The organism is Streptomyces sp. NPDC091412 (genome assembly GCF_044756885.1).
In the GTDB taxonomy this organism is placed as follows: domain Bacteria; phylum Actinomycetota; class Actinomycetes; order Streptomycetales; family Streptomycetaceae; genus Streptomyces.
The window spans coordinates 155223-168808 of record NZ_JBIVTV010000005.1 but is presented as its reverse complement, the minus strand read 5'-3'; the positions used below and the strand labels follow the sequence as shown (position 1 = coordinate 168808).

Below are 13586 nucleotides of genomic sequence, written 5' to 3'. Positions count from 1 at the left end.
TATTCGGCGCCGGTTGAGGTGAGTCAGGTCGGTGCGCATACGTTGTCGTATCGGGCGTCGGACAAGGCGGGGAACACGTCGGCTGTGAAGTCGGTGCAGTTCACCGTGGTGGCGGCTGTTCCGGAGGACAAGACGCCGCCGGAGACGTCGGCGACCGTGTCCGGGACGAAGGACGCCTCCGGCAACTACGTCGGTAGCGCGACGGTGACGGTGTCGGCTTCGGATGCCGAGTCGGGTGTGGCGAAGGTCGAGTATTCGCTGGACGGTGCGGCCTATGCGGCTTATTCGGCGCCGGTTCAGGTGAGTCAGGTCGGTGCGCATACGTTGTCGTATCGGGCGTCGGACAAGGCGGGGAACACGTCGGCTGTGAAGTCGGTGGAGTTCACCGTGGTGGCGGCTGTTCCGGAGGACAAGACGCCGCCGGAGACGTCGGCGACCGTGTCCGGGACGAAGGACGCCTCCGGTAACTACGTCGGCAGTGCGACGGTGACGGTGTCCGCCTCGGACACCGGGTCCGGAGTGGCCAGGATCGAGTACTCCCTCGACGGCGGCCCCTACCTCCAGTACTCGGCACCGGTGGTGATCGACAGGGCCGGTAGCCATGCCTTCCTCTACCGGGCCACCGACAAGGCCGGCAACACGTCCACGCCGAAGTCGTTGTCCCTCACCGTCGTCGACAGTGAGCCGCCGACCGACTGTCCGGAAAGGGACGACCGGGCGACCGTGTTCGTCGGTTCGATCAACACCGGTGTTCCCAACCGCGTCACGGCCGACGGCTGCACGATCAACGAGTTGATCGAGGACAACCGGGCCTGGGAGAACCACGGCACGTTCGTCTCCCACGTCGGAAAGGTCGTCCAGACGCTGCGGGACGAGGGTGTCATCGACCAGCGGGAGGCCGCCGAGATCAAGAAGGCGGCGGGTCAGTCCGACGTCGGCAAGCCCAACCGAGGGCCCTCCGGCGCGTGAGTCACGGCCGGGGCGGTGACACCGCCTGAGCCGTGAGCCCTGGCGGGCCGCTTCAGCGGCCCGCCAGGGCACCCTCCGGCACCGGGTCCATGAAGCTGTCGCGCACGGCTTTGTCCATCCGCAGATGAAAGTTCCACTCGTTAGTGCACAAGTTTCTTTCATCGGCGGCGCCTCGGTGCTACGGTCCTTTCCAAAGTCGTGCCCCCCAAGTGCCGGGCATGCGAACGGTTCTTGCCATGACGGGGGCGGCGTGAGGTCTATGACGGCTCGACCGGCCAATCTTCATCAGGCCCGGCTGCTCCGCCTCCTGCGCGACCTCGGCCCGCAGTCCCGGGTCGCCCTGGGGGAGCAGGTCGAGCTGTCGCGTTCCAAGCTCGCCTTCGAGATCGACCGGCTGCTGGAGACCGGCCTGGTCGTGCAGGACGGTCTCGCCGCCTCCCGCGGTGGCCGCCGCTCGCACAACGTCCGGATCGCCCCGTCGCTGCGGTTCCTCGGCGTGGACATCGGCGCCACCTCCGTCGACGTCGCGGTCACCAACGCCGAGTTGGACGTCCTCGGCCACGTGGCCGAGACACTGGACGTGCGCGAAGGCCCGGTCGCGGTCTTCGAGCGGGTGCTCGCCCTGGCCGGCAAGCTGCGCGAGGCGGGGCTGGCGGAACACTTCGACGGCGCCGGGATCGGGGTGCCGGGACCCGTCCGGTTCCCCGAGGGCGTCCCCGTCGCGCCGCCGATCATGCCCGGCTGGGACGGCTTCCCCGTCCGGGAGGCGATGAGCCAGGAGCTGGGCTGCCCCGTCCTCGTCGACAACGACGTGAACCTGATGGCCCTGGGCGAGCAGCAGGCCGGCGTCGCCCGGTCCGTGGGCGACTTCCTGTGCGTGAAGCTCGGAACCGGCATCGGCTGCGGCATCGTCGTCGGCGGCGAGGTGTATCGCGGTGTCACCGGCAGCGCCGGCGACATCGGCCACATCCAGGCGGACCCGGAGGGTCCGCGGTGCGCCTGCGGGAACATCGGTTGCCTGGAGGCGTACTTCGGCGGCAGCGCCCTCGTCCGCGACGCGACCGCGCTCGCCCAGTCCGGCCGCTCGACGGAACTGGCCGGACGGCTCGAAGCGGCCGGGAGGCTGACCCCCGAGGACGTGTCGGCCGCCGCCGGTGCCGGGGACGCCGCGTCCCTGGACCTGATCCGCCAGGGCGGGCGACGTACCGGTCAGGTCATCGCCGGTCTGGTCAGCTTCTTCAACCCCGGCCTCGTGGTCATCGGGGGAGGCCTGACCGGACTGGGCCACAACCTCCTGGCGAGCATCCGCACCCAGGTCTACCGGCAGTCCCTGCCGTTGGCGACCGGCAACCTGCCGATCGTCCTCGGCGAGCTCGGCCAGGTCGCCGGCGTCGTCGGTGCCACCCGGCTGATCAGCGACCACGTCTTCTCACCCGCCTGATCCCCGCACGGCCGGATCCTCGCGGCCGGAGCGTTCGCCGTGCTCCCTGACGTGGTGCGCGGGCGCGAGCCCGTAGCCCGTGCGGGGGAGGCGGGAGCGCGATACGGGGGTTGAGGAACATCTCCGTCAGATCGTGCGGTAAGCCTTCGCCGGGTTCGCGGGTGCGTTGACCGGGGGTGATTGCTGCCCGGAGTCTTCGCGGGTCGTTGTTGTCGACCTTCGGAGTGGTGCGGTGGCGGTCGAGTTCCTGACGGATGAGCAGGCGGCCAGGTATGGGGCGTTCCACGGGGTGCCGTCGCGGGTGGAGCTGGAGCGGTACTTCTTCCTGGACGACGCTGACCTGGAGCTGGTGCGGACATCCTGCGCATCATCGGCTCCATCCACACCGGTGCCGTGCGCGCCTACGACGTCATCCGCATGCTGTCGCGCGACGGCCGCCCGACCCCGCTGGGGGACGCCATCGCCCACTACGGCCGGATCGCCAAGACGCTGCACATCCTGCGGCTGGCCGACGAGCCCCGTTACCGCCGCCAGATCAAGGCCCAGGCCAACCTGCGGAAGGCCGTCACGCACTGGCGAGGAACGTCTTCCACGGTCGCTACGGGCAGCTCTACCAGCGGTACCTCGACGGCATGGAGGACCAGCTCGGCGCACTCGGATTCGTGCTCAACGCCCTGGTGCTGTTCAACACCCGCTACATGGACGCCGCCCTCGAGAAGCTTCGGGCCGACGGTTTCGAGGTCCGCGACCAGGACGTTGCCCGCCTTTCACCGTTCACCCGGCACCACATCAACATGCTCGGCCGCTACTCCTTCCACCTGCCGGACCTGCCCGGGGGGATGCGGCCGCTACGTGACCTGGACGCGCCAGAGGACGACTGACTTCATGGTTGGTCCCTCCACTCCCGGCGCGCAGCCTCGAACAGTCACCCTACGGGGGCCGTGGGTCAGACCAGGAGGCAGATGCCGGTCACCAGCATCACCGCCGCCGTTGCGGCGTGGACGCCGTATGCGGTGGCCTTCGGCCCGCCGCTGCGCAGCACGACCAGCGCATCTCCGACCGGTATCGCGGCGAACACCAGCAGGTACCAACCCAGCACCGACGAGGTCGCGGCGAGCATCAGAACGAAGACGAAAGCCCCGGGCGCGATCTCCCGCAGACCCTTCACGCGCAGCCAGGGCCGGAACCCGGGGTCATCGACCGGTGCGTCGGGGATGCCGAAACCGGCGAGGCCCTGCGGCCTCGTGATAGCGCTCCCGCCCATGAAGATGAGGCCCGCACCGAGGAGGCCGGCGACAACGGTGGCGATGGTGGTGAGCATCAGCTGTCCTGTTCTGTCGAGGGAATCGTTCTTGGCGAAGTGGTTGTCGTGGAGCTGGGGCTGCGCTGTCAGGGGACGAGGACGATCCGGCCGCGGACGCCGCCCTTGGCCATCGCCTGGTAGGCGTCGGCCGCGTCGTCGAGCGGCGCGACGGCGTGGACGCGAGCCGGCAGCTCCCCCGCCGCCACCCGCGCGAGCAGACGGGCGAGCAGCGGACCGTCGGGACGGGCGAAGATGACCTCGACGGTGATGCCACGTTCCTGGGGGAGCCGCGCGGCCGGCTGCACGCCGACGAAACGGCCGCCGTCGCGCACCGCCCGGAGGGCGGGCTCCTGCAGGGCTCCGGCGTCGGCGACGGCGTCCCAGCCCTGTCCGAGGTCGGTGGCGAAGTCGACGCCGAGGCCCCGGACGAACGGCTCGTCGGCCGCTCGGGCCAGCCCGGTCACCTGCCAGCCGCGGTCCTGGGCGAGGACGGCGACGTGCGCGCCCACCGCGCCGGCCGCGCCGGTGACCAGCAGGCGCCGGGCGTCGCTCGGCGCGTCGCCGAGGAGGTCGACGAGCTGGGCCGCGGCGGTGGCGTTGAGCGGCACCGTCGCCGCCTCTACCAGGTCCACGCCGTCCGGGACGACGGCGGCGTTCGCGGCGGGGACGAGGAGGTGCTCGGCGTGGGAGCCGTGGTCGCGGTCGAAACCGTCGAGGAACCCGGCGACGCGGGTACCGACCGGCAGCTCGACGTCGGGTCCGGCAGCCTCGACGGTGCCGGCGAAGTCCCAGCCGAGACCGGTCCAGTCCGGCTGGTGGACCATGCCGAGGCGGTGGAAGACGCCCGCGGCCACGCCCAGGTCGACGGGGTTGATCGCCGCGGCGGCGATCTTGACGCGGATCTCCCCCGGCCCCGGCTCGGCCGCCGGGACGTCGACGGTCTCGATCGACTGGGGCCCGGACGGAACGCGGACCACGGCTCGCCGAGAGGTCATCTGATTCATCGCCATCTACTCCTTCGTGGAGGACTTTTGTGAGGTCTTGCCATCGCTGTGCTGCAGCACCAGCATGGAAGCAGTCGCTTCCCATGGGGAAGTAGGCACCTTGAAGTAAGTAACTCACCGAACGAAGGAGATGAGTCATGGCGACCAGCACCGCGTCCGAGCGGCGGGCCGAGGCCAAGCGGGAGTACGACGCGTTCCTCGCGATGTGTCCCAGCCGCCGGCTCCTGGAGCGAATCTCCGACAAGTGGGTCGCCCTCGTGCTCGCCGCGCTGGGCGGGGATGGCCCGCGTGCTGGGGAGACCACCGTCGACGAACCGCGGCCCATGCGCTTCTCCGAGCTGTCCCGCCGGATCTCGGGCGTGAGCCAGAAGATGCTGACGCAGACGTTGCGCGCACTCGAGCGCGACGGGTTGGTGACCAGGACCGTGACCCCCACGGTGCCCGTCACCGTCAGTTACGAGCTGACCGATCTCGGCCGCTCGCTCCAGGGCATCATGCGGGGAATCAAGGCATGGGCGGAGGGCCACATGGAGGAGGTCCTCACCCATCGCGACGGGTATGACCTCAGGCAGAGCGACGCCGCGGACTGATCAACGGGAATCAGCCGGCGACGGTGACCCTGCTCGGCTCCAGCGTCTGGGGAACTCCGCCGCCCCACGCCGAGCCCTTCCTCGTCGAGTGGGACGGCCGCACGTGGTGCTGCGCTGCTTGGCCCCTGAGCGCCGCCAGCCTCCGGCGCGGCCCTCGCCTGACCGAGCGTGATGGGACCAGCCTGCTGGCGCCAGGTCACCGCCGAGCATCACCTGGCGCCAGCAGGCTGGTGATCTCGGCGATCGCCTCCGGCGAGGGCTTGAAGTAGCGACGGACGTTCTCCGGCTTCCTGTGCCGGGACTTCGCCATCAGCATGAGGAGCGAGGCGCCCTGCTCGCCCAGGTGGGTCAGCGCGGAGTGACGGTACTCGTGCAGGTCCCAGCCGGTCCCGGGACCGCGCAGTGCGGCTGACGCCGGGCCAGCGAGCGGTGCTGGATGACCTGCTGGCAGTGCCGGCCGGGCAGCGGTTCTCGGAGCTGGACCGGCTGCGGCGCGGTCCGGTGCGGGTGTCGGGGCCGCAGATGAAGGCCGCGCTGGAGCGCGCCGAGGAGATCGCCGCGCTGGGCATGGGCGACATCACCCGCTGGGCCGAGAGGAAACCGCCGAGCAATATATGAAGCGGAGCCTGGCGTGCATGCCCAGGCTCCGCTTCATGTGTAGTAGCGGGGACAGGATTTGAACCTGCGACCTCTGGGTTATGAGCCCAGCGAGCTACCGAGCTGCTCCACCCCGCGTCGGTGTAGGAACACCCTACGCCACTCAGCGACACCCAGTGACCAGCCCTCGACTGACGACACCTTTAGCTAGAGGTCGGTGGAGCCCCTTTTGGCCGGTGGCCTGCTCGCTCTGGACCGAGCGGACTCAAAAGGCCCACGCCTTAGTCAGGTGACGATAAACCAGATGACGAGGAGGCCGGCTGCCAGGCCCAGGGCGCCCAGGACGCAGAACCCGACAACCAGCGCGCTGCCGTCGTAGCCGTCGATGAGTATCCGCTTGGGGTCGCCTGGGTCGTAGAAGACTGTCACCGTCGCGCCTGGGCGGAGGTCGCCGACCGTGCTACTGGAGATCGAGGACACTGTTTCCACTGTCTGGCCGTCGCCGGATACCCACTGGACCACTGGGCTGTACATCGTCCTGTTCGTATCGATGTCGCGCCGGGTCTGCAGCCCGACGACCGTCCCGCGGGTCTTCGTCCCCTGCTGCCGCAGCCAGCGTGTCCGGCGCTGGATGATGAGGCCGACGGTCATGAACACCGCCCCGATCAGCAGCGGAACACCCGCCCCGATCAATCCGCCCATGAACCCTGTACCCCCTTGTCACTTGGGACCCATTGCATCACGCTTCTTCAGTCGGTGGACTGGCAGGGTACGGCGGGAATGGCGGGAAACGGGGGTTGATACTGGTGAGTTCGCGCGCTGCAGCGACCCGATCGCCTCGTTGCCGGCCCGGCCTGCTGGGCTTCCGGCTCAGGCGTGGAAACCAGGACGTCCTGGGCCGGACCGGGTGGGTGCGGGGCTGCCGGGTGGGGTGGACTACTACGCGTCCCGATCCGGGCTGGTGTGCCTCAAGCGCGGCCTGGGTCCAGGCCGGGTCATCAGCTGTGCCGAGAAGGAGTGTGAGTGCCGCACGCACCGCATAGCGCGACCTCTGCGCCCGGATCCGCCCTGTGCCATCGCTTGGCTTGACCGTACCCCGGCTGCTTCACGCTGCTCGCGCCAGGCGTGGTGCTCGCCCAGTGGCGCGTCGTCCTTCGGCTTCTTCGGCGGGGCGTCGACCTGGTCGGGGAACTCGTTGGCCAGTCCGCGGTAGCCCTCGTCGACCTTGGCCTTGACCTCGGGGTGCTGACGGAACTGCTCGGCGATGCCCTCGGTGCGCACGGCGGTTTGGTCGTGCATGCGGCCCGGCCGGACCACCCCGCTGAACAGGGTGCGGCCCTGGCCGTCGCTGAAGGCGGTGGTCTTGATCGTGTTCTGCTTCTCCTTGCCGGACACGAACGCCTTGCGGCCCGGGCGGCCGCTTTCGGGCGGCGGACCTGGACCTCAGTGCCGTCGATCCGCATCTCGAATCCCTCGGCCTCGGCGTAGGCGAACAGGTCCTCCCGCGTGCGCAGCCGGAGGCCGGGGTGGTCGGGGACGGCGAAACCGCGGGCCGCCAGCAGTGGCCGGACCTCGCGGACCGCGTTCGAGACGGTGGAGCGGTCCACCTGGTACAGCTCGGCGAGCGCCGCATGCGGCAACCCGAGCCGCAGGTGCACCAGTGTGACCAGCAGTCGGTCGACGAAGACCAGTCGCTGTTTCGGTCCGGCACCCGCCGCCCGAAGCCGGTGCCTGCCGCGCCGATGGCGCAGCGCCGACTCGCGGGCGGACTCCCAACGCGCGGCGAGTTCTTCGAGCAACTCGCCGAAGTGTGCGCGGGAGACCCCGGACAGGGCAGGATGGGAACAGGCCGCACGAGCCCAGGCTTGCGTCACAACTCGCCCAACCCGTGCGGTCCTTCTCACGTCACGGCCGATGAGTGTCGAGTCCGTCATAGAGCGCGCCCGCTTTAGGGTCGTCGTATGACCGCCGACCCAACTCAGAACACAGATCCCACGTTGCTGCCCAAGGCTCAATTCGCCTTTCCTGGTCCCCTGCGTGACCGGCTTGTTGCTGCGATCCTCGACGGATCCAAGACCGCGACCACCGGACTGCTTGCCGAGTACGAGCATGAGGGGGAGCACCTGCCGTCCGTCGGCCAACGTTCGGTGGTGGTCGACTCCGATGATCGCCCGGTGGCGATCATCGAGGTGACGGATGTGCGCGTCGTGCCGCTGGGCGAAGTGGACATCACTCACGCGGTGGATGAGGGCGAGGGCTGCACCACCGTGGAAGGGTGGAGGGCAGACCACGAGGAGTTCTGGCACAGCGAAGAGATGCGGCGTGCGCTGGGAGACCCCCGTTTCACCGTGCACGACGCCACCCCAGTGGTCCTGGAACGCTTCCGCGTCGCCGCCCACCTGCACAGCTCGGGCTGATCAACCACTTTTGCGCCCCAGGTCGTAAGCCGGTTTCCGTAGGTAGCGGCGCCTCGCCCGGGTCTCTCAGAACCGCCTCGCAGAACTCGGCGGTTGTGAGAGGGGTTCTGCGAGAACCGTCCTGGACAAACGCGCTTGGCGCTGGCCAGCGAGAACGGTTCTCACAACCGAACATTTATGAGAATGACTGTGTGCGACGTCCATTGCCGAAGGTCGCCCGAAGCGGGCAGTCGGTGGACCAGAGCAGCTGGAGACCCGAGAGGGCGCGATGTCAGTGGTTCCAAGTACGGTCTGCCCATGGATGATCAGCGGTCACCTCTCTCTCCGATGGACGACATGACCTGGGAGCCCGTTCCGCGGTTCCTGGAAGCCAGCAACGTGGGTGGGTATGTATCGTCCGTTCGGGATCGGGCATGAGCGAGATGCCGATGCACGAGGCAGAAGAAGTGCGACAGGCGTGGGGCCGGGTCACCAGGTGGCTCGAACGACATGCTCCCGGCGTTTTCGCCGGTCTTGGCGGCCCGGGTAGACCGGAAGCCATCAGGGATGCTGAAGAGCGCCTGGGCCTGGAACTGCCGAGGGAGATGTGGCAGTGGCTTCTGGCAAACAACATCGGGGGTGAGAGACAACCCGATGCCAGCTCGTCCCTCGTGGCGCTGGGGTGCGAGGGAGTCATCCCAAACGGCGGTCTCCTTCTGGGGCTCACGGACATCCAGCGTGTCTACCTCCACAAGATGGGCACGGAGGAGATGGCGCCGTCCGGAGACCCTGACTATCCGTCCTGGCGCCGAGAGTGGGTGCCGATCACCGCGGAGAGCGACGGCTTCTACGGCAGGTTCCTGAACACGCGCACCGGAACCATCGGGTCTTGGAGCGAGGGCTACAACCCTGAAGAAGGAAGGTTCACCTCGCTGGCCGCCTTCTTCCAGGATGCAGCGGACCACCTGGAAGGGGTCTCCTCGGGCAACACGAGGGAGACCCCCGTGGGCCCTCTGCGCGATCGCGGTCCGGAGGGCGAGGCAATACGTCTCTGGGCCCGCGCGAACGGATACCTCGTCAATGGCAACGGCCGCATACCCGCCTCCATCCGCGAGGCGTACGAGGCATCGCTGTGAACGTCGTGTGATGGGCGCCCTGCTGGTCGGCTGCTGGCGCTGTCAGTCCGCGCCGTCCTCGTCGTCGTCGAGCACGGTGGCGTCCGGGTCGCGTAGCGGGCGCAGGGCGCCGGCGGCGGGGGTGGAGGCGGTGAAGCTGTAGCGGCCGAGCACGTTGAGGTTGCGGTGCTTGAGCGGGGAGAGCCGGGCGATGTCCTCGTCGCGGATCTCGTGGCCCTCGGCCTTCAGCTGGGTGACGGCCGCGTCGATGTACTTCGTCGTCCAGAGCACGATGGCGTTGAGGACCAGGCCGAGCGTGCCGAGCTGGTCCTCCATCCCGTCGCGGTAGGCCTGATGGATGGTGCCTCGCTTTCCGTGGCACACGTCGCGGGCCAGCTTGTGGCGGGACTCCTGCACGGTGAGCTGGCGGTTCATCTGCCGGCGGTAGGTGTCGTCGACCGGGTCGACCATCCGCATCAGGTGCTCGGTCTTGGCGATCCGCCCGTACTCGGCGAACGCCTGCCCCAGCGGGGTCGGGTGTCCCTCACGGCCGAACATCCGCAGCAGGTCGTAGGCGCGGACCTGGTTGGTGACCAGGGAGCCCGCGACCCGGAGCATGTCCGGCCACCACGTCTCGATCTTCTTCAGGTTGACGCGGTTCCGCGCGAGCGGCTCCAGCACCCCGTACGTCCCCGTCTCCACTCCTGGCATGGTCGCCCGCCAGAACCGCTGGTCGTCCAGGTCCTTGAACCGGGGGCTGAAGTTGTAGCCCAGGATCTTGAAGATCCCGAACACGATGTCGGAGTAGGAGGCGTTGTCGGTGGCCACCATCTCCGGCTTCACGCCGCCGTCGAGATGCCAGCGGTGCGACGGGGAGGCGAACACGTTGCGGTTGTTCAGAGCCCGGTGCAGCTGCTCCAGCACGCACACCACATACGCGTCCCGGTCCACCGACCCCTGCGGCAGATCGGCGTTCGCATACACCGCCTTGCGCCACGCGGCCGGCACCAGCTTGTCGTCGACCTCGCGCGGCAGCAGCGGCTTGTCCTTCACCCGCCGCCGCGCCAGCGTCGGCAGCCGCTTCACCCCGGCCGGCACCCGCGCGCCACCGGTCGACGCCGCCAGCGCCTTCGACTCGCCCAACAGCGCCAGAAACGGGCGCACCGTGTTGTAGCGGGTGGTCAGCGCCGCCCGCATTGCTACGTCGGCCGAGTCCTCGTCCTCGGGCACCAGCGACACCACCAGCGCGGCCGCGGTCATCACCGTCTCCCGGGGCGCGATCTCCTCGACCGCCGCTCACAGCGCCGTCGCGTCTAGGTCGGTGCCGTGCGTCTCCACCAGCTCCAGTTCCTCGAACAGCACCTTCGCCGCCCGCGCGAGCGTCCGGGATGCCTTCTCCAGCTGCGGCAGCGTCGACAGGCGCTCCTTCTCCGTGGCCCGTTTCGCCGTGCTGATCAACCGGTCGCCATCATGACCTGGAAGAGGTCCAGGGCCTCGTCGATGGCCTTCGCCTCCAGGTGGCGCATCACCGCGGTAAGCATCGCGGTGCGCTTGGGCTCCTCCGCGCGCTCCAGGCTCGCCGCCTTCGACCCCAGCCCGTACCGGGCCAGCCGGTTCGGTGGGACCTGCGACAGCCGCACGCGGCCCAGACCGAACGCGCCGATCTCATCGACCCGCTCCAGCGACCGCGCGAACGCCGTGCCCGTCGTCCGCGTCGGCGGCCGGCGCAGCCGCTCCAGTTCCGAGAACCGGGCGCCCTCCGGCGTCACCAGCGTGGCCACCCGGTCCCCTGGGCAGCGCCGCGTCCGCGCGGTGAGCGGCCCTGGCGACCGTGGCGTGCAGGCGCTTCTCCGCGACCGCACGGACCTCCGACACCTTCCGGGCCAGCACCGACACCCCCGGCAGCAGCACCCGGTGACGGCGCAGCCAGCCCACCGCCTGGTTGAACAGCGCCACCGGCCCCTCGGCGTGCGTCCACGCCCGGCCGTGCAGGAACGTACGGAACTTCCGCCCCCACTCCGCATCGTCGTACTCGTGGTACTCGTACGCATCGCGGATCTCCCACGCGTGCTCGTACGCCGTCGGCTTGCGCTCGGTGTACTGCTTCACGCAGCTGACGTCCTCGATGCCGAGCTGTTCCCCGAGGTACTCGACCACCGCCCACGGAACGTCCAGCGGGTCGTCCGGGAGGAACCGGCCGATGTAGCGCACGGTGCACATCTGAAGGGCGAACCCGAGCCGACTATGGTCACCGCGGCGCTTCGCGATCAGCTTGCGGTCCTCGTCGTCGAGGAAGAAGAACCGTTCCAGCTCCGGCCGGGTCGGCTCCTCGTTGAACTTCCCGTACGAAGCCGCCTGCTCGTCGGTCAAGAACTCCACTGGCATGGACCTGACGCTAACGACGCCCGCAGCTACTCAGCGATCTTCCGCCGAACCCCGGCGCCAGGTCGATCACCTGTGCTAGAAGACCATGATCATCGGCTTAGCGTTAACCGCTGTACCGCTGTACCGCTGTACCGCTGTACCGCTGTACCGCTGTACCGCTGTACCGCTGTACCGCTGTACCGCTGTACCGCTGTACCGCTGTTCCCCGAGGCCGAGACCGGTCCCGCCGCCGACGCTCCGTCAGCCGCCCACCAGGACCGACGTCGGCTTACCGCACGATCTGATGCGGATGTTCCTCAACCCTCGATACATGGCCGCCCGCACTCTGGCGCGAGTGGACGGTGACACGTCAAGATCTCTTCCCCGGCGGCTCCGTCGGCCCGGAGCCGGTACCGGTGAGGGCCGGTGCACGCCCGGAGGAGGAGAGGAGCGACATGTACGAGACCGCCAGTCTCGACTCTGTGGAAGTACGTGCGTACCGCAGCCTGGTCAGGGTGCCGGAGGCGACGCCGTCCCAGCTCGCCCGCCGTCTCGGTCTGTCCGGGCGGGAGGCGGCCAGGCTCCTCGTCACGCTGGAGGCCAAGGGGCTGGTGAGCCGCGCCGAGGGTTCGGCACACCGCTTCCGGGCGTCGCCGCCGGATCTGGCGCTCGGCCCGCTGCTGCTGAGCCGGCAGCAGGAGTTGCAGGCCGCGCAGTCGGTGATGGCGGAGCTCACCGAGGAGTACCGCAGCCAGACCCGGCGCCGGGGCTCGGTCGAGACGGTCGAGACGGTGACCGGGGCACAGGCGATGGCCCGGACGTTCGACCAGCTTCAGCGCGGCGCCCGGGACGAGATCCTGGCGCTGTGCAAGCCGCCGAACGTGGCGGTGCCGTCCCGCGGCAACGACACCCAACTGGAGGTCCTGGCCTCGGGGGTGACGTACCGCGCGGTCTACGAGTCGTCGGCGCTCGAGATGCCGCCCGAGGTGTACCGGATCCGCGAGTTCGTCGAATGCGGGGAACAGGCCCGGGTCGCCGCGGAGGTCCCGGTGAAGATGGTGGTCGCCGACCGGCAACTGGCCATGCTGGTCTCTCCGTTCGCGGACGCCGGCGCCTTGGAGGCGGGCGTCCCGACCGGCGATCCGACGGTCGGCCCGGCAGACGCTTCGACCGGAGACCCGACCGGAGACCCGACCGGCTTCCCGACCGGCTTCCCGACCGGAGACCCGACCGGCTTCCCGACCGGAGACCCGACCGGAGCCCCGACAGGCGACGCGACTGGCGATCCGCCTGCCCAACCGCAGCCCGCCCCCGCCGCCAGGCCGTCCGTCATCCCCGGCGCCGATCTCGCGCCTGAGCCGTCCGCCGTCCTGGTCCGCCCAGGCGCACTGCTCGACGCCCTGATCGCCTTCTTCGAGAGCCTGTGGGCGGGCGCCTCCCCGCTGGTGCTCACCGAGGACGGGCTGGTCGGCGCGGCGGTATCCGACCGGACCCCTCCGCCGGAGGACCTGCTCCTGCTGTCGCTGCTGCTCACCGGACTGACGGACACCGCCATCGCCGGCCAGCTGGGCACGAGCCTGCGCACCGTCCAGCGCCGCATCCGCGACCTGATCGAGTTCGCCGGGGTCCGCACCCGGATGCAACTGGCCTGGGAGGCCTCCCGCCGCGGCTGGCTGTAGTGCCCGTCGCGCCGGGGCCCCGGGATCGGCCGCGACCATCCGGGGCGGGGGGGGGGGGGGGGGCGCCCCCGGCCCCCCGCGGGGCGCCCAGGGCAACCACGCAGACCCCCCCCCCCCCCGGGAAACCC

The 13586-nt window shown here is 69.7% G+C and carries 9 protein-coding genes, 1 tRNA gene and 8 pseudogenes; 10 read left to right on the top strand and 8 right to left on the bottom strand.

Translation table 11 applies throughout. The features are described 5' to 3' along the window. From ACIQMV_RS15480 to ACIQMV_RS15465, 4 genes and pseudogenes are all read left to right on the top strand, one after another. Positions 1–951: pseudogene (locus ACIQMV_RS15480) on the top strand (chitobiase/beta-hexosaminidase C-terminal domain-containing protein); the annotation flags it as partial. Between the two features lie 277 nt (positions 952–1228). Next, positions 1229–2410 carry an ROK family protein gene (locus ACIQMV_RS15475; RefSeq protein ID WP_401779390.1) on the top strand — a complete coding sequence of 394 codons (1182 nt, stop codon included), beginning with the start codon at positions 1229–1231 and terminating at the stop codon, positions 2408–2410. Between the two features lie 232 nt (positions 2411–2642). Continuing rightward, positions 2643–2717, top strand: a pseudogene (locus tag ACIQMV_RS15470) (hypothetical protein); the annotation flags it as partial. A 47-nt stretch (positions 2718–2764) separates the two neighbouring features. Next, a pseudogene (locus ACIQMV_RS15465) lies at positions 2765–3291 on the top strand (Tn3 family transposase); the annotation flags it as partial. 65 nt (positions 3292–3356) lie between these two features. Here the strand turns inward: ACIQMV_RS15465 and ACIQMV_RS15460 are convergent. Both ACIQMV_RS15460 and ACIQMV_RS15455 read right to left on the bottom strand, forming a co-directional pair. Continuing rightward, on the bottom strand, positions 3357–3731 hold the full coding sequence (locus ACIQMV_RS15460) for a DUF4267 domain-containing protein (protein ID WP_401779392.1): 375 nt from the start codon (positions 3729–3731) through the stop codon (positions 3357–3359). A gap of 68 nt (positions 3732–3799) precedes the next feature. Continuing rightward, complete coding sequence (locus ACIQMV_RS15455; protein WP_402593107.1) at positions 3800–4717, bottom strand: NADP-dependent oxidoreductase; 918 nt, start codon at positions 4715–4717, stop codon at positions 3800–3802. Between the two features lie 137 nt (positions 4718–4854). On the opposite strand from ACIQMV_RS15455, the gene ACIQMV_RS15450 reads away from it, so the two are divergent. Continuing rightward, the gene (locus ACIQMV_RS15450; RefSeq protein WP_402593105.1) at positions 4855–5307 is read left to right on the top strand and encodes a winged helix-turn-helix transcriptional regulator; all 453 of its coding nucleotides are present in this window, start codon (positions 4855–4857) and stop codon (positions 5305–5307) included. Between the two features lie 196 nt (positions 5308–5503). Here the strand turns inward: ACIQMV_RS15450 and ACIQMV_RS15445 are convergent. Further along, positions 5504–5734: pseudogene (locus ACIQMV_RS15445) on the bottom strand (site-specific integrase); the annotation flags it as partial. On the opposite strand from ACIQMV_RS15445, the gene ACIQMV_RS15440 reads away from it, so the two are divergent. Further along, positions 5710–5925 (top strand): hypothetical protein, encoded by a 216-nt coding sequence (locus tag ACIQMV_RS15440; RefSeq protein ID WP_402593546.1) that lies wholly within the window; start codon positions 5710–5712, stop codon positions 5923–5925. The pseudogene ACIQMV_RS15445 and the gene ACIQMV_RS15440 sit on opposite strands and share 25 nt — an antisense overlap. A 43-nt stretch (positions 5926–5968) precedes the next feature. Here the strand turns inward: ACIQMV_RS15440 and ACIQMV_RS15435 are convergent. The 4 genes and pseudogenes from ACIQMV_RS15435 to ACIQMV_RS15420 all read right to left on the bottom strand — a co-directional run. Further along, positions 5969–6042 (bottom strand) — tRNA-Met (locus ACIQMV_RS15435). A 147-nt stretch (positions 6043–6189) separates the two neighbouring features. Then, on the bottom strand, positions 6190–6606 hold the full coding sequence (locus ACIQMV_RS15430; protein WP_401783603.1) for a DUF3592 domain-containing protein: 417 nt from the start codon (positions 6604–6606) through the stop codon (positions 6190–6192). Between the two features lie 237 nt (positions 6607–6843). Continuing rightward, positions 6844–7299: a transposase family protein gene (locus ACIQMV_RS15425; protein ID WP_402593103.1), complete on the bottom strand. Its 456-nt coding sequence runs from the start codon at positions 7297–7299 to the stop codon at positions 6844–6846. A gap of 209 nt (positions 7300–7508) precedes the next feature. Continuing rightward, positions 7509–7838: pseudogene (locus ACIQMV_RS15420) on the bottom strand (hypothetical protein); the annotation flags it as partial. A 27-nt stretch (positions 7839–7865) separates the two neighbouring features. Between ACIQMV_RS15420 and ACIQMV_RS15415 the strand changes: the two are divergent. The 3 genes and pseudogenes from ACIQMV_RS15415 to ACIQMV_RS15405 form a co-directional block, all read left to right on the top strand. Then, on the top strand, positions 7866–8321 hold the full coding sequence (locus tag ACIQMV_RS15415; RefSeq protein WP_401783600.1) for an ASCH domain-containing protein: 456 nt from the start codon (positions 7866–7868) through the stop codon (positions 8319–8321). Between the two features lie 413 nt (positions 8322–8734). Next, positions 8735–9235 (top strand): annotated as a pseudogene (locus ACIQMV_RS15410) (SMI1/KNR4 family protein); the annotation flags it as partial. A gap of 81 nt (positions 9236–9316) precedes the next feature. Continuing rightward, positions 9317–9436: pseudogene (locus tag ACIQMV_RS15405) on the top strand (histone-like nucleoid-structuring protein Lsr2); the annotation flags it as partial. Positions 9437–9478: 42 nt separating this feature from the next. Here ACIQMV_RS15405 and ACIQMV_RS15400 read toward each other — a convergent pair. Then, positions 9479–11800, bottom strand: a pseudogene (locus ACIQMV_RS15400) (Tn3 family transposase). Positions 11801–12234: 434 nt separating this feature from the next. Here ACIQMV_RS15400 and ACIQMV_RS15395 point away from each other — a divergent pair. Next, on the top strand, positions 12235–13458 hold the full coding sequence (locus tag ACIQMV_RS15395) for a helix-turn-helix domain-containing protein (RefSeq protein WP_402593101.1): 1224 nt from the start codon (positions 12235–12237) through the stop codon (positions 13456–13458). Positions 13459–13586: the final 128 nt, after the last annotated feature.

What these genes read in the sequence shown, in the direction of transcription:
- ACIQMV_RS15475 (WP_401779390.1), top strand. Translation starts at nt 1,229, where the DNA reads ATGACGGCTCGACCGGCCAATCTTCATCAGGCCCGGCTGCTCCGCCTC.
- ACIQMV_RS15460 (WP_401779392.1), bottom strand. Translation starts at nt 3,731, where the DNA reads ATGCTCACCACCATCGCCACCGTTGTCGCCGGCCTCCTCGGTGCGGGC.
- ACIQMV_RS15455 (WP_402593107.1), bottom strand. Translation starts at nt 4,717, where the DNA reads ATGAATCAGATGACCTCTCGGCGAGCCGTGGTCCGCGTTCCGTCCGGG.
- ACIQMV_RS15450 (WP_402593105.1), top strand. Translation starts at nt 4,855, where the DNA reads ATGGCGACCAGCACCGCGTCCGAGCGGCGGGCCGAGGCCAAGCGGGAG.
- ACIQMV_RS15430 (WP_401783603.1), bottom strand. Translation starts at nt 6,606, where the DNA reads ATGGGCGGATTGATCGGGGCGGGTGTTCCGCTGCTGATCGGGGCGGTG.
- ACIQMV_RS15415 (WP_401783600.1), top strand. Translation starts at nt 7,866, where the DNA reads ATGACCGCCGACCCAACTCAGAACACAGATCCCACGTTGCTGCCCAAG.
- ACIQMV_RS15395 (WP_402593101.1), top strand. Translation starts at nt 12,235, where the DNA reads ATGTACGAGACCGCCAGTCTCGACTCTGTGGAAGTACGTGCGTACCGC.